The sequence below is a fragment of the Actinopolymorpha sp. NPDC004070 genome, assembly GCF_040610475.1.
Classification (GTDB): domain Bacteria; phylum Actinomycetota; class Actinomycetes; order Propionibacteriales; family Actinopolymorphaceae; genus Actinopolymorpha.
Genome location: NZ_JBEXMJ010000002.1, coordinates 95,657 through 113,064, shown reverse-complemented (window position 1 = coordinate 113,064; position 17,408 = coordinate 95,657). Strand labels below are relative to the sequence as shown.

Annotated in this window: 12 protein-coding genes; 8 read left to right on the top strand and 4 right to left on the bottom strand. The window is 70.5% G+C overall.

What is annotated here, in order from left to right; genetic code table 11:
* Positions 1-19: 19 nt before the first annotated feature.
* Together ABZV93_RS04120 and ABZV93_RS04115 are read left to right on the top strand one after the other, a co-directional pair.
* Positions 20-1,261 (top strand): hypothetical protein, encoded by a 1,242-nt coding sequence (locus tag ABZV93_RS04120; protein ID WP_354930046.1) that lies wholly within the window; start codon positions 20-22, stop codon positions 1,259-1,261.
* 346 nt (positions 1,262-1,607) lie between these two features.
* Positions 1,608-7,175 (top strand): carboxyl transferase domain-containing protein, encoded by a 5,568-nt coding sequence (locus tag ABZV93_RS04115; RefSeq protein ID WP_354930043.1) that lies wholly within the window; start codon positions 1,608-1,610, stop codon positions 7,173-7,175.
* A gap of 39 nt (positions 7,176-7,214) precedes the next feature.
* Here ABZV93_RS04115 and ABZV93_RS04110 read toward each other — a convergent pair whose 3' ends face one another.
* Positions 7,215-7,619, bottom strand: a complete 405-nt coding sequence (locus ABZV93_RS04110) for a nuclear transport factor 2 family protein (RefSeq protein ID WP_354930040.1) — start codon at positions 7,617-7,619, stop codon at positions 7,215-7,217.
* Positions 7,620-7,714: 95 nt separating this feature from the next.
* Here ABZV93_RS04110 and ABZV93_RS04105 point away from each other — a divergent pair, with 95 nt between their 5' ends.
* The 4 genes from ABZV93_RS04105 (at position 7,715) to katG (ending at position 11,722) form a co-directional block, all read left to right on the top strand.
* The gene (locus tag ABZV93_RS04105) at positions 7,715-8,143 is read left to right on the top strand and encodes a MarR family winged helix-turn-helix transcriptional regulator (RefSeq protein WP_354930037.1); all 429 of its coding nucleotides are present in this window, start codon (positions 7,715-7,717) and stop codon (positions 8,141-8,143) included.
* Between the two features lie 148 nt (positions 8,144-8,291).
* Positions 8,292-8,906: a dihydrofolate reductase family protein gene (locus ABZV93_RS04100; protein WP_354930034.1), complete on the top strand. Its 615-nt coding sequence runs from the start codon at positions 8,292-8,294 to the stop codon at positions 8,904-8,906.
* A 179-nt stretch (positions 8,907-9,085) separates the two neighbouring features.
* Positions 9,086-9,508, top strand: a complete 423-nt coding sequence (locus ABZV93_RS04095; protein ID WP_354931346.1) for a Fur family transcriptional regulator — start codon at positions 9,086-9,088, stop codon at positions 9,506-9,508.
* Positions 9,509-9,532: 24 nt separating this feature from the next.
* On the top strand, positions 9,533-11,722 hold the full coding sequence (gene katG / locus ABZV93_RS04090) for a catalase/peroxidase HPI (protein ID WP_354930031.1): 2,190 nt from the start codon (positions 9,533-9,535) through the stop codon (positions 11,720-11,722).
* Between the two features lie 91 nt (positions 11,723-11,813).
* On the opposite strand, the gene ABZV93_RS04085 is transcribed toward katG, so the two are convergent.
* Together ABZV93_RS04085 and ABZV93_RS04080 are read right to left on the bottom strand one after the other, a co-directional pair.
* A complete protein-coding gene (locus tag ABZV93_RS04085; RefSeq protein WP_354930028.1) occupies positions 11,814-12,509 on the bottom strand; it encodes a hypothetical protein in 696 nt (231 codons plus the stop codon).
* A gap of 62 nt (positions 12,510-12,571) precedes the next feature.
* A complete protein-coding gene (locus ABZV93_RS04080) occupies positions 12,572-13,255 on the bottom strand; it encodes a winged helix-turn-helix transcriptional regulator (RefSeq protein WP_354930025.1) in 684 nt (227 codons plus the stop codon).
* Between the two features lie 178 nt (positions 13,256-13,433).
* Between ABZV93_RS04080 and ABZV93_RS04075 the strand changes: the two genes are divergently transcribed.
* On the top strand, positions 13,434-14,513 hold the full coding sequence (locus ABZV93_RS04075) for a class I SAM-dependent methyltransferase (protein ID WP_354930022.1): 1,080 nt from the start codon (positions 13,434-13,436) through the stop codon (positions 14,511-14,513).
* Here ABZV93_RS04075 and ABZV93_RS04070 read toward each other — a convergent pair.
* A complete protein-coding gene (locus ABZV93_RS04070; RefSeq protein WP_354930019.1) occupies positions 14,473-15,837 on the bottom strand; it encodes a cellulase family glycosylhydrolase in 1,365 nt (454 codons plus the stop codon). The genes ABZV93_RS04075 and ABZV93_RS04070 overlap by 41 nt on opposite strands.
* 134 nt (positions 15,838-15,971) lie before the next feature.
* On the opposite strand from ABZV93_RS04070, the gene ABZV93_RS04065 reads away from it, so the two are divergent.
* Positions 15,972-17,393, top strand: coding sequence for an amidase (locus tag ABZV93_RS04065; protein ID WP_354930016.1), 1,422 nt, complete (start codon positions 15,972-15,974; stop codon positions 17,391-17,393).
* Positions 17,394-17,408 lie beyond the last annotated feature (15 nt).

Here is a 17,408-nt window from a genome sequence, read left to right as displayed (position 1 = left end):
GACGGCAGGGAGGCTCGGCATGGCAGACGATTCGGGAACGTCGCGACGGAAGTTCCTCACGCTGGCCGCGGGAACGGCCCTCGCCTCGGGTGCGACGCCGGTGGTGGCGGCGCTCGCCGGGACGCCCACGTCCTCCACCTCACTCGCCGACCGCGGTGGGCCGACGGTGGTCAACCCCTACAGCCGTTGGGCGAACGGCCCCTGCCCCCGGCCCAATCCGGGGTACTTCCCGATCGGGGTGTGGCTGCAGGAACCGTCACTGGCTCCGCAGTACCAACAAGCGGGCATCAACCTCTACGTCGGGCTGTGGCAGGGGCCGACCGAGGAGCAGCTGACGACGCTCGCACAACACGGCATGTCGGTGCTCGCCGACCAGAACGACGTCGCCCTGCGCCGTGGCGGCCGGCCCCCGGTCGTCGGCTGGACCCAGATGGACGAGCCGGACAACGCGCAGCCGCTGCCGGGCGGAGGCTACGGTCCGCCGGTCGACCCGGCGGTGATCGTGGCGAGGTACCGCCAGATGGTGAGCGCGGACCGCACTCGGCCGGTGTTCCTCAACCTCGGCCGCGGGGTGGCCGACGACGACTGGATCGGCCGTGGCCCGGACGCGTCCCTCGACGACTATCCGAAGTACGTCAGGGGCGCCGACATCGTGAGCTTCGACGTCTATCCGGTCGCCGACGGTCTCCCGCTGTACCTGGTGGCGAAGGGCGTCGACCGGCTGCGGACGTGGGCCGGCCGGCGCAAGATCGTCTGGAACTTCGTCGAGACCACCAACATCTCCGGAAACAACCAGGTCACCCCGCACCAGTTCCGTGCCGAGGTCTGGATGTCACTGATCCACGGCTCCCGCGGGATCCTCTACTTCGTCCACCGGTTCGCGCCGGAGTTCGACGCGGCGAGGTTGCTGCACGACCCGGTGATGCTGGCGGCGGTGACGAGGGAGAACGCACTGATCCACCGGTTGGCCCCGGTGCTCAACCGGCCGTCGGTGGCCGGGGCCGTCGCGGTGACCAGCTCGAACTCCGCGGTGCCGATCGACACGATGGTGAAGCGGCAGGCCGGGGTGACGTACGTGTTCGCCGTGGCCATGCGGCCCGCGTCCACCGTGGGCCGCTTCGTCCTCAGCGGCTCGGCGGCCGGCGCCTCCCGGGTCGAGGTCGTCGACGAGGACCGTACGCTCGCGGTGTCGCAGGGACGGTTCAGCGACTCCTTCGACGGTTACGGCGTCCATATCTATCGGATCGTGAACCCGCGCTGAGCCCGACCGGGGCTGAGCTTCATGTTGGCCTCCCGTGCCCGCGGGCTGGGCACCGTCTGGACCACCGCGCAGGGCGCACTCGAACGCCGCGTGAGACGTAAACCCGAGGCGCCGCCCACGAGCCGGTCGCGGTGGGCACCGAGACACCTGCCGTCGGCGGACCGTATGGTCTGCATCCGTGGGTGGAGCCCTCCCGGTCAGCAGGGGAGCCTTCCGCCGGACACGGAACGTGGCAACCGGTCGACGCTGCGGTGACAATGCCGCGCGGGTCAGGTTGACTCGACGGTAACTCGCCGGATCTGAAAGCCTGTGCCGTGGTGGCGGGGGTCTGTCGGGGGTCGGCGCCGTGAAGCGCAGGTGGAGTGTGGGAGGCCGGTCGGTGTTCAGGCGGATCGCAGTGGTGAACCGCGGCGAGGCCGCGATGCGGCTGATCAACGCCGTACGCGAGCTCAACGCGGAGGGCGGCGAGCCGATCGAGACGGTCGCTCTCTACACCGACGTCGAGCGCACGGCGACGTTCGTACGACAGGCCGACCTCGCCTACTCACTGGGCCCGGCGTCCGCCCGGCCCTACGTCGACCACGCGGTCCTCGAACGCGCCCTCCGGGACACCGGGGCCGACGCCGCCTGGGTCGGCTGGGGCTTCGTCGCGGAGGATCCGGCGTTCGCCGAACTCTGCGAACGCCTCGGCGTCACCTTCATCGGCCCGACGCCGGAGGCGATGCGCAGGCTCGGCGACAAGATCGCCTCCAAGCTGGTGGCAGAGGAGGTCGGCGTCCCGGTCTCGCGGTGGAGCGGCGGTCCGGTCGAGACGCTGGACGCCGCACTCGACGCGGCGGACCGGATCGGCTACCCGCTGATGCTGAAGGCGGCAGCGGGCGGCGGCGGCCGGGGCATCCGGGTGATCATGTCCGCCGAGGACCTCAAGCAGGCGTACGACCGGACCCGTGACGAGGCCGAGCGGTCGTTCGGTAGCGGCGTGGTCTACCTCGAGCAGCTGGTGACCGGCGCGCGGCACGTCGAGGTGCAGGTGATCGCCGACGGCCAGGGCGCCGCCTGGGCTCTCGGGGTACGCGACTGCTCGGTGCAGCGCCGCAACCAGAAGGTGATCGAGGAGTCCGCCTCACCGGTGCTGTCCGCGGAGCAGGCCGACCAGATCAAGGGCGCGGCCGAGCGGCTCGCGCTCGCGGTCGGCTACCGTGGCGCCGGGACGGTCGAGTTCCTCTACCGCCCGCAGGACGATCTGCTGTCGTTCCTCGAGGTCAACACCCGCCTGCAGGTCGAGCACCCGGTCACCGAACTGACCACCGGCATGGACCTGGTGAAGGCCCAGGTCCGGATCGCCGCCGGCGGCCGGCTGGAAGGCGAGCGGCCGGTCGAGTCCGGGCACGCGATCGAGGCCCGGCTGAACGCCGAGGACCCCGACCGTGACTTCGCCCCATCGCCGGGCCGGATCGCGCTGCTGGACCTGCCGGCCGGGCCCGGCGTACGCGTGGACACCGGTGTCAGCGCCGGCGACACCATCCCGGCCGAGTTCGACTCGATGATCGCCAAGATCATCGCCTACGGCCGCGACCGGGACGAGGCGCTGGCCCGGCTGCGCCGCGCGGTGGGCGCGACCACGGTGATCATCGAGGGCGGCGTCAGCAACAAGGGCTTCATCCTCGCGCTGCTCGACCAGCCCGAGGTGATCGACGGCAGCGCGGACACCGCCTGGATCGACCGCGTACGCGGGCAGGGCCGGCTGGTCTCGCACCGCCACTCCGGCGTCGGGCTGGTCGCGGCCGCGATCGAGGGGTACGAGGAGGCCAAGCAGGTCGAGCTCCGGCGGCTGCTGGAGACCGCGCACGGCGGCCGTCCGCAGGTGCAGCACGAGGTCGGCCGGGCGATCGACCTGGAGCTGCGCGGCGTCGCCTACCGCGTCACCGTCGCGCAGATCGGCCCGCACAGGTTCCGGGTCGGCGTCGGCAACGGCGACGAGCAGCACGTCGTCTACGGCGAGCTGGAGCGGTCCGGCACCTACGGCGCCCGACTGACCGTGGACGGGCGGACGTTCCGGCTGGTCACCGCCACCCACGGTCCGGTGCACACGGTCGAGGTCAACGGCGTCACCCACCGGGTGAGCCGGGGCGAGGGCGGGGTGCTGCGCTCGCCGGCGCCGGCCCTGGTCGTCGCGACGCCGGTGGCGGTGGGCGCCGAGGTCGAGGCGGGCGCCCCGGTACTGGTGCTGGAGAGCATGAAGATGGAGACGGTGCTCTACGCGCCGTTCCGGGCGACCGTGCGGGAGCTGCTGGTCTCCGCCGGGAGCCAGGTCGAGACGAGTGCGCCGCTGCTCCGGCTGGAGCCGGTCGCCGACGCCGCGTCGGCGGGGGCCGAGAGTGCGCCGGCGGGCCTGCCGGGCGCCGCGGTGCCGGCCGTCGACCTGGACCTGCCCACCGAGACCGTACGCAAGTCCGCCGAGGAACGCGCCGAGCGCGGCCTGGCCGACCTGCGCAGCATGCTGCTCGGCTACGACGTGGACGCCCGGGACGAGGGCCAGATGCTGGCCGGTTACCTGACCGCCCGGGCTGAGCTCGCGGCGGCCGGGCAGGCGCCGATGTCGGCAGAGATCGAGCTGCTGCAGGTGTTCGCCGACTTCGCCGAGCTGAGCCGCAACCGGCCGGTGGGCGAGGAGGTCAGCACCGAACACCGGGTACACAGCCCGCGCGAGCACTTCCACACGTACCTCCAGAGTCTCGACCCCGAGCGCGGCGGCCTGCCGGAGGAGTTCCGCGCCCGGCTGGCCCGCGTACTCGGGCACTACGGCGTCACCGACCTGGAGCGCAGCCCCGAGCTGGACGAGGCGGTGTTCCGCATCTTCCTCGCCCAGCAGCGGTCGAGGCTGGACGTCCTGCTGGTCACCGCGCTGCTGCAGGCGTGGAGCACCGAGCCGCTGCCGGCGGCGCCGCTGGACGGCCGCGTGCACGACGTACTGGAGCGGCTCGTGCTCGCCACCCAGCTACGTTTCCCGGTCGTCGGCGACCTGGCCCGCAGCGTCCGCTTCCGCTGGTTCGACCAGCCGCTGGTGGACGAGGCGCGGGCGGAGGTGGTGGCCGGGGTGGGCGCCGCGGTCGACTCGCTCGCGGCCAATCCGGACGCGCCCGACCGGCAGCAGCGGATCGAGGCGCTGGCGGCCATCCCCGAGCAGATCGTCGGGTTCCTCACCCGGCGGCTCGAGCACGGCTGGGCCGAGTGGGAGCCGATGCTCGAGGTGCTGATCCGCCGGCACTACCGCGAGTACGAGCTGCACGGCCTGAGTGAGCTGGCCGTCGACGGGAGACCGTTCGCGACCGCCGACTACTCGCTGGACGACCGGCCCACCCACCTGGTCAGCACGGTCGGCACGGTGGCCGAGCTCGCCGACTCCGACGGTGCTCTGGCCCGGGCACTCACCGCCCAGGTCGTCGCCCGGCCAGCTGGGCACGAGGCGGTGGTCGACCTCTACCTGTACGGGCCGGACACGCCGGAGGTGCCGCAGGAGTCGGCGGACGCGTTGCGCGAACTGGTCGCCGCGCTGCCCCTGGGCCGTGGCGTACGCCGGATCACCCTCGCCGTCGCCCGTGGCGGCGACAAGGCGGTGGAGTACTTCACCTATCGTCCGGTTGGCGCCTCCGTCGTCGAGGACGACAACGTACGCGGCGTCCACCCCATGGTGGGCCGGCGGCTGAACCTCTGGCGGCTGCGTGACTTCCGGATAAACCGCCTGGAAGCGCCCGAGGGTGTGCTGCTCTACCACTGCGTGGCGCGGGACAACGACGCCGACCAGCGGCTGGTCGCGCTGGCCCAGGTGCGGCAGTTCGCCGTCGTACGCGACGAGGACGGGCAGGTGACGTCCCTGCCGCACGTGGAGCGGGCCATCTCGAACTGCCTGGAGGCGATCCGCCGGGCCCGCAGCGCACGCGGCACGGCCGGCGCCCGCCTGGACATGAACCACGTCTGGGTGCACATCTGGCCGGTCGTCGACGTACAGGTCGAGGAACTGACGGCGCTGCAGCGCAACATCGCGCCGCTGACCGTCGGTGCGGGCATCGAGGAGGTGCTCGCCCAGGGCCGGGTCGCACGGCCGGACGGCACGGTCGCCCCGGTGACGGCACGCTTCTTCTACCAGCCGGGGTCCGGGGTGGTCACGTCCGTGGAGGAGCGGACCACCGAACGCCTCAAGCCGCTCGACGACTACGCCCAGAAGGTCCTGCGTTCGCGCCGCCGCAACACCGTCTACCCGTACGAGCTGACCGACATGGTGGCCGGGCCCGGCGGGACGGGAGTGGAGTACGACCTGGACGACTCCGGCATCCTCATGCCGGTGGACCGGCCGCGCGGCCTGAACAAGGCGGCGATCATCGTCGGGGTGATCAGCACGCCGACTGCGCGCTGCCCGGAAGGCATCACCCGGGTGGTGCTCAGCGGCGACCCGACCAAGGCGCTCGGTGCCCTGGCCGAGGCCGAGTGCGCGCGGATCATCGCAGCACTCGACCTGGCCGAGCGGATGCGCATACCGGTCGAGTGGTACGCACTGTCGGCCGGCGCGCGCATCTCGATGGACTCCGGCACCGAGAACATGGACTGGATCGCCGCGGCGCTCAAGCGGATCGTCGAGTTCACCCAGGCCGGCGGCGAGATCAACGTCGTCGTGGCCGGCATCAACGTCGGGGCGCAGCCGTACTGGAACGCCGAGGCGACGATGCTGATGCACACCAAGGGCATCCTGGTGATGACGCCGGACAGCGCGATGGTGCTCACCGGCAAGCAGTCGCTGGACTTCTCCGGCGGTGTGTCCGCGGAGGACAACTACGGCATCGGTGGCTACGACCGGGTGATGGGCCCGAACGGCCAGGCGCAGTACTGGGCGCCGGACCTCAAGAGCGCCCGCGACGTGCTGATGTCGCACTACGACCACACCTACGTCGTGCCGGGTGAGTCCGGGCCGCGGCGGTCGGACACGACGGACCCGGTGGACCGCGACGTCACGACGTATCCGCACGACGCGCCGGGCAGCGACTTCCGTACGGTCGGCGACATCTTCTCGCCGGAGACGAACCCCGGCCGTAAGAAGCCGTTCGACATCCGTACGGTGATGCGCGCGGTGGCCGACCTGGACCACCCGGTGCTCGAGCGCTGGGCCGGGATGGCCGACGCCGACACCGCCGTGGTGCAGGACGCACGGCTCGGCGGCTACCCGGTCTGCCTGCTCGGGATCGAGTCGAAGTCCGTTCCCCGGCGGGGATTCCCGCCCACCGACGGCCCGGACACCTACACCTCCGGCACGCTGTTCCCGCGTTCGTCGAAGAAGGTGGCGCGGGCGATCAACGCGGCCAGCGGAAACCGGCCCCTGGTGGTGCTGGCGAACCTGTCCGGGTTCGACGGGTCGCCGGACTCGATGCGCAACCTGCAGCTGGAGTACGGCGCGGAGATCGGCCGCGCGGTCGTCAACTTCGACGGACCGATCGTGTTCGCGGTGATCTCGCGGTATCACGGCGGGGCGTTCGTGGTGTTCTCCAAGGCGCTGAACCCGAACCTCACCGTGCTGGCGGTGGAGGGCTCCTTCGCGTCGGTGCTCGGTGGCGCGCCCGCGGCCGCGGTGGTGTTCGCGGCGGAGGTCGACGCTCGTACGGCGGCCGACCCCAGGGTGTCGGAGCTGACGGCGCGAGTGTCCGCCGCGGTTGGTGCCGAACGCGCCGCGCTGGCGACGGAGCTTGCGGAGGTACGCACCGCGGTGCGGGCCGAGAAGCTGGGCGAGGTCGCGGCCGGATTCGACCGGGTCCACAGCATCCAGCGAGCCGTCGAGGTCGGTTCGGTGGACAGGGTGATCGGTGCGGCCGAACTCCGCCCCCGGCTGATCGAGGCCATCGAACGCGGCCTCGGCGTCTCGGGCTGACCCGCCCGAAATTCTTCCGCGGAAGAATTTCGGACGACCTCAGGTGCTGGCTGTCTGGCCGCGGTTGGCGATGACGCCGCCGATGTCCTGGTGGTTCAGGTAGACGACGACGCTCCAGCCGTCGTCTGTGCGGCGAAGCAGGTAGGTGGCGTGCAGCGTGAGCGGTTCGGCGTTCTCGTCGGCGAAGTCCACGTCCCAATGCGTCTCCACGAGGGCGTGGAGTTCGTCGAGCGGGCGGGCGTCGAGATCGCGGAGGCGGGTGCCGGTCGCCCCGACCGAGCCGAACATCTGGGCGCGCCGGGGAAGCACGGCTCGCAGCTGGTCGCGGGTCACGACGGCGGCCCTGGCCGGGTCGAGACTGAGGAACTGTTCGTGGAAGACGTCGGCACCGCTGGTGTCGAACCGCTCGAAGAACTGTCGAAACTCCTCTTCCAGGGCAGGCATTGTCACTGATCCTCCGCGTGAACGAGTCTGGGTGCGCTGGCTGCCGTACGATAACAGCCGCGACAGTAACTGTCACGACAATTAACAGGAGCATCATGCCCAGCCCCGCGGTCCAGGCCACGAGCCTCATCGTCCGGCTCGCCCGCGAACTGCGGACCGCGCTGGACCAGCGCTTCGCCCCATTCGGCCTGACGTCGCAACAGGCCGGCCTCCTCGTCCACGTCTTCACCGGGCAGTCCAGTCCACGCCGGCTGGCCGACCTGCTCGGTACGGACACCGCCGGCATCACCCGGTTGGTCGACCGCTTGGCTGCGAAGGAACTCGTCCGGCGTGCGCCCGACCCGGCCGACCGCCGCGCCGTGGTCGTCGAGCTCACCGCCGCCGGGCGTTCGCTGATCCCCGAGCTGCCACCGGTCTTCGAGGCTGTCGCCGCCGACCTGACCCGAGGCGTCGACCCGGGCGACGCGGCCGCCCTCCTCCAGACAATGCTCGGGAATCTCAAGCCGGCCGAGAACACCGACTGAATCCCGGCGGTCCTGGTGGATGTTCGGGGATGTCGATCCGGGTGCTCGTCGTTCGAAGAAGGGGCAGAACGCCAATGAGTTCGGACCGCGTGCGCGGTCAGACTGGGCGTACACCCTCGCTACGGCCTCATGATCAAGGAGTAGTTCGATGCGGAAGCTCACCGCTGGTCTGTTCATTTCGCTGGACGGGGTCATCGACAACCCGCAGGACTGGCATTTCCCGTACTTCAACGACGAGATGGGTGCCGCTGTCGACGCCCAGCTCGGCGCCGCCGACACGCTTCTGCTCGGCCGGGTGACCTACGACAGCTTCGCGGGTGCGTGGCCGGACCGCGAGACGGCCGGCGGGGAGGATGCTCCGTTCGCCAAGAAGCTGGGTGACGCCCGCAAGATCGTCGTCTCCCGGCAGGACCTCGAGTTCACCTGGCGTAACTCCGAGGTGCTGAAGGGCGATCTGGTCGAGGCCGTGACCGCTCTGAAGAACGAGCCGGGAGACCAGATCGGGATGAGCGGTTCGGTGTCGGTCGTACGCCAACTGCTGGCTGCCGGGCTCGTCGACGAACTGCACCTGCTGGTCCACCCGATCGCGGTGCGCAAGGGGGCGCGGCTGTTCGAGGACGCGGACACCTCGATCCCGCTGCGGCTGCTGTCGTCGAAGGCGTTCAGCACGGGCGTACTCCACCTCGTCTACACCACCGACGAGTCCGCTCCCGACGGGACGTACGAGGAAGCGAAGGCGCACCTGCCCCAGGAGGACAGCTGACCAGAACGCAGGTCCACGCGGACGTGACCGGCCGGGACGCACGGGTTCCCGGCCGGTCACTGCGTGTGCTCCGCAGCGCGGTCCAGGCCGAAAGTCCTCAATCGCCAGGCCAATACTTGATTGATTCAAGAAAATCCGCCAGACTCGGTGGCGTGCCAACCTCCGCAGACTTCGAGCGCATGCTCCGCGACGCCGCCCTCCGGGTGACGCGCCCGCGGGTGGCGGTGCTGTCCGCGGTGCACGACCTTCCCCACGCCGACACCGACTCGATCATCGGTGCCGTACGCAGCAATCTCGGCGTCGTCTCCCACCAGGCCGTCTACGACGTACTCCACGCGCTCACCGCGGCGGGTCTGGTGCGCCGCATCCAGCCGCTCGGCTCGGTGGCGAGGTACGAGGCCCGGGTCGGCGACAACCACCATCACGTGGTCTGCCGCTCGTGCGGTGCCATCGCCGACGTCGACTGCGCGGTGGGCGAGACGCCCTGCCTGACGGCGGCCGACGACTCGGGTTTCGAAATCGACGAGGCCGAGGTCATCTACTGGGGCAGATGTCCTGACTGTGTGGCGAGCAGCGACCAGCAAGCAGCCAGCACCAAGTAACAGCGAGACGGGAGAAGGACAGACGTGTCTGACCATGCCAGCGAGAGCGAGAACCCAGCAATCCCCTCCCCGACTCCGAAGACGGACCGGCCGAGGACGATCCAGGACTGGTGGCCCGACGCACTGGACCTGAAGGTCCTCGCGCCGAACTCCGACCGGACCAACCCGATGGGCCCGGACTTCGACTACGCGGAGGAGTTCAAGAAGCTCGACCTCGACGAGCTCAAGCGCGACGTCGTCGAGGTGATGACGACCTCGCAGGACTGGTGGCCCGCGGACTACGGCCACTACGGCCCGCTGTTCATCCGGATGAGCTGGCACTCCGCCGGCACCTACCGCATCGCCGACGGTCGGGGTGGTGGTGGCGCCGGTGCACAGCGGTTCGCTCCCCTCAACAGTTGGCCCGACAACGCCAGCCTGGACAAGGCTCGCCGGCTGCTGTGGCCGGTGAAGCAGAAGTACGGCCGCAAGATCTCCTGGGCCGACCTGCTGGTCTTCGCGGGCAACTGCGCCCTGGAGTCGATGGGCTTCAAGACGTTCGGCTTCGGCTTCGGACGCGAGGACATCTACGCGCCCGAGGAGATCTTCTGGGGTCCTGAGGACACCTGGCTGGGCGACGAGCGCTACAGCGGCGACCGGGAGCTGTCCGGTCCGCTGGGTGCGGTGCAGATGGGCCTGATCTACGTCAACCCGGAGGGCCCGAACGGAAATCCCGACCCGATCGCAGCCGCCCGGGACATCCGCGAGACGTTCGCCCGGATGGCGATGAACGACGAGGAGACCGTCGCGCTGATCGCCGGCGGCCACTCGTTCGGCAAGACCCACGGCGCGGGCCCCGCGGACAGCGTCGGCCCCGAGCCGGAGGCGGCGCCCATCGAGCAGCAGGGCCTGGGGTGGAAGAGCACCTACGGCACCGGCAAGGGCGGGGACGCGATCACCAGCGGTCTCGAGGTGGTCTGGACCAGCACGCCCACCAAGTGGAGCATGGGGTTCTTCAAGAACCTCTTCGAGTTCGAGTGGGAGCTTTCGCAGAGCCCGGCCGGTGCGAACCAGTGGGTCGCGAAGGACTCCGAGGCGACGATCCCGGACCCGCACGACCCCACCAAGAAGCGTCGCCCGACGATGCTGACGACGGACCTGGCCCTGCGGTTCGACCCGGTGTACGAGCGGATCTCCCGCCGGTTCCTGGAGAACCCGGAGGAGTTCGCGCTGGCGTTCGCCAAGGCCTGGTACAAGCTGCTGCACCGTGACATGGGCCCGGTCTCGCGGTACCTCGGGCCGTGGGTCGCCGAGCCGCAGCTGTGGCAGGACCCGGTGCCCGCGGTCGACCACGAGCTGGTCGACGCCGACGACATCGCCGCCCTCAAGGCCAAGCTCCTCGACTCCGGCCTGTCCACCTCCCAGCTGGTCTCCACCGCGTGGTCGGCGGCGGCGAGCTTCCGTGGCACGGACAAGCGTGGTGGCGCCAACGGCGGCCGGCTTCGTCTCGCGCCGCAGAAGGACTGGGAGGTCAACAGTCCCGCCGAGCTGTCCAAGGTGTTGCTGGTTCTCGAACAGCTCCAGCAGGATTTCAACAGCTCGCAGTCGGGCGGGAAGAAGATCTCGCTGGCCGACCTGATCGTCCTGGGCGGTTGCGCGGCCGTGGAGCAGGCGGCGAAGAACGCCGGCCACGACATCACGGTGCCGTTCGCACCCGGCCGTACGGACGCCTCGCAGGAGGAGACCGACGTGGAGTCGTTCTCCGTACTGGAGCCGAAGGCCGACGGGTTCCGCAACTACCTGCGTGAGGGCGAGAAGCTGTCGCCGGAGACGCTGCTGCTCGAGCGGGCGTACATGCTGAACCTCACCCCGCCGGAGATGGCCGTCCTGGTCGGTGGCATGCGGGCACTGAACGCCAACCACGGGCAGTCCCGGCACGGCGTTCTCACCGACCAGCCAGGTGTGCTGACGAACGACTTCTTCGCCAACCTGCTCACCATGGCCAACGAGTGGAAGCCGTCGGAGTCCACGGAGAACGTCTACGAGGGCAGGGACCGCGCCACCGGTGAGGTCAGGTGGACGGCCACCGCCGTCGACCTGATCTTCGGTGCCAACGCCCAGCTGCGTGGCATCTCCGAGGTCTACGCGGCCGACGACGCGAAGGAGAAGTTCGCTCGCGACTTCGTGGCGGCCTGGGACAAGGTCATGAACCTCGACCGGTTCGAGCTGCGCTGATCGCGAGGTAGGCATCGCTTCGGCAGTACGGCATTGCAGAGGTCCAGGTCGGCCGGATCATCGGCCGACCTGGACCTTTGTTCTGGGCTCTTCAGCGCGCTCCGATCCCGTCGTCTCCTGCGGCCCACACTGCTCGGGCGGCGGGGACGCTGCTGGCGACGAGGAGTCCGATGGCCACCGCGCCGACCGCGACCGAATTGCCGGGGAGAACGAACATCGCCATCGTCAGCGGGCTGCTGGCGACCATCGCCCAGGCCGCCCAGGCAGGAACGATCCTGGCCCGCCGGAGCGCGATCCCCAGCAGCACGTACGCCGCCAGGTGGCCGACGATGTAGACGATCAGGAACGCGTTCATCGACGGCCCGTACGCGAACGCGTCGTACAACCCTCCGTACGAAGGACCGCCGGGCATCCGGGCCATGGCGACCGCGGACGCGTCCAGGGCGGTCAGGGCGGCGAGCGGAATCCAGCCGACCACCCCCGCGAACCCGCCGATGGTGGACAGCCACGGCGCACGGGCCCAGGAGAGCCGGGCAAGGCCGACGACGCTCACCGGAAGCAGGAAGCTGGCAAGGAAGAACGCGATCAGGTGCGCGGTGTTGGTGGCCGGGTTGGCGGCTGCGTTGGCCGCGACGGTCTGCGCGCCGTCGGTGTGCATTGCCGGGGGCGAGAGCAGACCGCCGAGCCAGAAGCACAGTGGACCTCCCACGACCGACACCGCAGCGAGCCGGTTGAGCAGTTGCTCCGGGCGGGAGGACGTTGCGGTAGCGGTGATGGCGACGGACACGAACGGACCTCCCGGGAGGCTGACTTCGACGCGCCACATCCTACGAACGCCTGACGACAGGTTCAGGCCGGTGCGGGTCGAGGGGTGGACGCGTGTGGTGACAGTTTCAGCCACCGCGGCAAAGCCTTGCGTGCGCTCGGATCTCCGCGTACGTCGAGATCGCCGGACCGCAGCGCCGCGGTCCAGGTGAGGTCGCCGCGCCACACCTGCGTGAGGGTACGCAGCCTGGTCTCCACGGAGACGAGTACGTCGAAGCCGGGGTCGTGGTCGCAGACGTCCACGCCGTCGGTGGTGATGACCAGCCACCAGTCCCGGGGCGCGTCGGTGACGTCGGGGAAGCTGAACTTCAGCACCGTCCGCGAGTCCGGAACCGCCTCGTAGGCGAGGTTGCGGTGTACGTCCCACATCAGCAGGTGCGGATCGAGGTCGGCGTCACCGAGTTCGGGGATCCAGCGGATCCCCCACCGGCCGAGCGCGTCGATGACGGGTTCGAGCTCCCTGCCCGCCGGGGTCAGCTCGTAGGTGATCCGGTTGCCGGCCTGCCGGCGTTCGACGACGCCGGCCCGGACCAGGGTGTTCAGCCGCTTGGACAGCAGCGCCGGAGACATTCGGGGCACGCCGCGCCGCAACGCGTTGAAGTGCCGGCTGCCGGCCACGAGTTCACGGACGACCAGCAGCGTCCAGCGTTCGTCCAGCAGCTCCATCGCCTTGGCGACCGGGCAGAACTGCCCGTAGCTGGTCGGCATGGCCGTACTCCTTCCGCCGGGCCGATGCCGTCGAGGGTAGGCGTTCGGGGGCCGCCCTCGGGAGCGCAATGCCGGTACAGAAGTTGTACTGCCCCGGTACAGATCGAGTACTGGGGACGGGACGGCGACGGACCGGACGATCGTGTCGACGGCGTACCGACGTACGAAAGGCACGATCATGAGCATCCAGACCGTCCAGACGACCCCTCAGCCCACTCTCGCCGAGCAGGTACCGGTGCTGTTGTCCAGGATCGCCGGATATGTCGCGCACCGCACGGTGGTGATCGGCCTGCGGGCCGGACTGCTGCGCGGCGTTGCCGACAGGCCCGGCATCAGCGCGGACGGGCTCGCCGGCCACCTGGGCCTCGACCCGTTCTACGTCTCGGTGTGGTGCCGGAGCGCGTTCGCGGCCGGGATCCTCGCCCGCCGCGGCGACGGCAACGACGGCGACGGCGACGGATTCGTGCTCGAACCCCACCTGGAGACCCTGCTCCTCGACACCTCCTCATCCGCGTACATCGGCGACGTGTTCCTCGTCTGCGCGGCGCCGGAGATGTTCGACAGGTTCGAGGAGAACCTCGCCAGCGGCCGGCGGATGTGGTGGGACGACACGACGCCCGACTGGATCAGCGGGGTCGCCGGTGCCGGCACGCCGTTCTACACCCGGCTGATACCGGCGGGGCTGGCGCACGTACCCGGCTTGGCCGACCGGCTCGCCGAAGGCTGCCGCATCGTCGACACGGCGTGCGGGTCGGGCGTGGGCCTGGTCCGGCTGGCGACCACGTACCCGAACTGCACGATCGTCGGCGTCGACGGCGACCGGCACTCCGTCGAGGTCGCGCGCGAGCGGATCCGCGCAGTGGGCGTGGAGGACCGCGTCCGCTTGGTGTGCACTCCGCTGGAGGACATGGCACTGGAGGAGCCGGCCGGGCTGGTGGTCAACAACATTTCCATGCACGAGTGCCGGGACGCCGACCTGGTCACTCGCAACGTCGCTGCGGCGCTCGAGCCCGGCGGCTGGTTCGTGATCTCGGACTTCCCGTTCCCCGACTCCGACGCCGGGCTGCGGACGCCTCCCGGTCAGGTGATGTGCGGCATCCAGTTCTTCGAGGCGCAGATCGACGACCAGCTCGTACCCCGGTCGACGTACGACGATCTCCTTGCCCGGCACGGATTCACCGACGTCGGTTCGGTGCAGCTGACGCCGATGCACGCGCTCACCTACGGGCAGGTACCCCCGGCTGGTTCCGGCGGGTGAGCTGTCGCGCGGCTCCGGCCAGGACCTGGTAGGACGTCCACACGTTGGCGGGTGTCGCGTCCTGGTCGGCGGCCACGTCGTAGTGCTCGCCGTTGTCCGGCGCGAACTCCGTCGGCGGGTCGTTCTCCGCCTCGGGAAAGGCCCGGGTCGGCGCCGGCGTGACGCGTCCGACGAGCCGCCAGTACAACCAGCCCGCGCAGGACTCGTCCGCGGCGATCGCCTCCACCCACGAGCGCAGCGCCTCGGGCTGGTCCTCGTGCAGCGCGCTGTAGGAGAACTCCTGCAGGACAACGGGTTTTCCGGCCTGGCGCGCCGTCTCACCGTGGCGGTGGATCAGGTCGACGACCTGGGCGGGGGTGATGCCGTGGTAGTCGGGATAGGTGTGCCAGGTGCCGAAGTCGATGGTCGGAATCGCGAGCTCGCGGCCGGGATCGACGAAGCTGGACCGGTCGTAGAAGCCCTCGCCGCCCACGCACACCAGGTGGTTGGCGTCGATCGACTTCACGTACGCCGACATCTGCGAGATCCAGTCCTCCGACAGCGGCCGGCCCTCGGAGGTGGTTCGGGTGTTGTCGGCCTCCGGCTCGTTCATCAGGTCCCAGGCGAAGATCGCCGGCTCGTCCTTGTAGGCCCGGCCGGTCAGGGTGTTGCGCCGGTTGAGCACGTGCGCGACCCAGTCCCGGTAGAAGGACCGCGTCCGCTCGTCGGCGAAGAAGAACGAGTACCTGCGCGGGTCGTTCGACACGTTGTAGTCGGGCAGGAACCACCTGCAGACCTGCTGGATCCCGCCGGCCCACTGCCAGAAGTCGATCAGCGCGACGTCGAGCTTCAGGCCCAGCTGCTCGGCCTTCCAGATCACGTAGTCCCAGCGGCCGAGGCCGTTCACCGCGCTGTCGTTGAACGCCCAGGTGGCCCGAGCCGCGTCCCACGACAGCAGGTAGGTGCCGTGCATGCCCATGTTGGAGGCGTCGGCGGTGCTCTGCCAGTTCCACGTGGACGGCACCGACCCGTCGGGGGACCCGATGACCGAGTGCAGGATCGTCCGTACGACACTCGCACCGGACCGCTTGGCGGTCTCCAGTACGTCGTCCACCTCGGCCCGGGTGCCCCAGCCGAGGTAGTGGTTGTTGAAGCCGGCGACGGTGAAAGGCCTGCCCCGGTAGGTGAAACCGGTTCCGTCCGTGCCGACGAACGGGCTCCGCTGGGCGGCGTACGCCGGTGGCGCGCTGCCCAGCAGTCCGGCTGCGGGGACGGCGGCGGAGGCTTTCAACAGGGTGCGTCGGCGTGGCAGGAAGCCCGACGGGTCACGGTGCGCTGAAGACACAGTCCCACACCGTCCGGTCCGTGCGCGGGTCCCGTCAAGAGCCGGGGCCGTACGTCGGCCGAAGGCGGCCGATCCGCACCGGCCGCGCCGAGGTCGCTCGACAACCGGCCGATCGTTCCGGTAGGTGGTGCGACATGAGAACGAGCAGCGACGCGGCGACCGACGACTCGACTGCCGACCTTGCCGAGCTGGCCCGCCGGCTTCGGGACGGGACGACCACGTCGGTGAAGCTCACGGCGGCAGCCCTGGAACGCGTCGAGGCCGCCAACCCGCGCCTGAACGCCGTCGTCACCCTCCTGACCGACAGCGCCGTGCGGGACGCCGAGGCCGCCGACACCGAACTGCGGGCCGGCCACTGGCGGGGTCCGCTGCACGGGATCCCGTTCGGTGTGAAGGACATCTTCGACACCGCCGGGATCCGGACCACGGTCGGCTCGGCGTTCTTCCGCGACCGGGTGCCGGACGAGGATGCCGAGGTCGTACGCCGGATCCGCGACGCCGGCGCGGTGGTGATCGGGAAGTTGCACACCCACGAGTTCGCGTTCGGGCCCACCGGGGACGCCTCCTGCTTCGGACCCGTACGCAACCCGCACGACCCCGAGCGGATGGCCGGCGGGTCCAGCGGCGGCTCGGCCGTCGCGGTGGCCACCGGTATGTGTACCGCCGCGCTCGGCAGCGACTCCGGTGGCTCGGTCCGCATCCCCGCGGCGCTGTGCGGCGTGGTGGGCATGAAGCCGACGTTCGGCCGGATCAGCCGGCACGGGGCGTTCCCCCTGTCGTGGACCCTGGACCACATCGGCCCGCTCACCCGGACCGTCGCCGACAACGCCCGCGTGCTCGCGGTGCTGTGCGGGTACGACGACCTGGACACCGGCTCCATCCGGCGCGAGGCCGAGGACTTCACCCGCGAACTGGACCTCGGCGTCCGCGGACTCACCATCGGCGTCCCCGACGGCTACTACTTCGACCACCTAGAGCCCGACGTCGACGCCCGGGTCCGGGACGCGATCGGCACGCTCGCCGACCTCGGCGCCACCGTCCGTCCGGTCGGCGTCCCCGGCCTCGGCGACCTCGCCGCGCTCCGGGACGCGCACCGGGCCGTCATCAGCGTCGAGGCGTACACGGTGCACCGGGAGCGGCTGGAAGCCGCCGACTTCCAGGAGCTGTTCGACCCGACCGTGCGGCAGCGGCTGGTCGACGGGAGCACGATCACCGGCTGGGAGTACGCCGAGGCGCTGCGGCTGCTGGGCGAGTCCCGGCGCACCTTCACCCGGCTCCTCGACGGCGTGGACGCGCTCGCCACGCCGAGCGTCGCCGTCACCGCCCCGCCGCTGGGCCAGGTCGACACCGACGTGGCGGGCATCGAGGAGACGGTGCGCTGGGCGCTCACCCGGCTCGCCGTACCGACGAACGTGACCGGAACCCCCAGCCTGTCCGTACCCTGCGGCCTCTCCCGCGTCGGCCTGCCGGTCGGCCTGCAGATCAGCGGCCCGGCGTGGAGCGAGGCCCGCCTCTACCGGATCGGCCGTGCCGTGGAGACCGCGTTCGACCGGTGACGCACCACGCGGGAC

What these genes read in the sequence shown, in the direction of transcription:
- ABZV93_RS04120 (WP_354930046.1), top strand. Translation starts at nt 20, where the DNA reads ATGGCAGACGATTCGGGAACGTCGCGACGGAAGTTCCTCACGCTGGCC.
- ABZV93_RS04110 (WP_354930040.1), bottom strand. Translation starts at nt 7,619, where the DNA reads ATGCCTGCCCTGGAAGAGGAGTTTCGACAGTTCTTCGAGCGGTTCGAC.
- ABZV93_RS04105 (WP_354930037.1), top strand. Translation starts at nt 7,715, where the DNA reads ATGCCCAGCCCCGCGGTCCAGGCCACGAGCCTCATCGTCCGGCTCGCC.
- ABZV93_RS04100 (WP_354930034.1), top strand. Translation starts at nt 8,292, where the DNA reads ATGCGGAAGCTCACCGCTGGTCTGTTCATTTCGCTGGACGGGGTCATC.
- ABZV93_RS04095 (WP_354931346.1), top strand. Translation starts at nt 9,086, where the DNA reads ATGCTCCGCGACGCCGCCCTCCGGGTGACGCGCCCGCGGGTGGCGGTG.
- ABZV93_RS04080 (WP_354930025.1), bottom strand. Translation starts at nt 13,255, where the DNA reads ATGCCGACCAGCTACGGGCAGTTCTGCCCGGTCGCCAAGGCGATGGAG.
- ABZV93_RS04075 (WP_354930022.1), top strand. Translation starts at nt 13,434, where the DNA reads ATGAGCATCCAGACCGTCCAGACGACCCCTCAGCCCACTCTCGCCGAG.
- ABZV93_RS04065 (WP_354930016.1), top strand. Translation starts at nt 15,972, where the DNA reads ATGAGAACGAGCAGCGACGCGGCGACCGACGACTCGACTGCCGACCTT.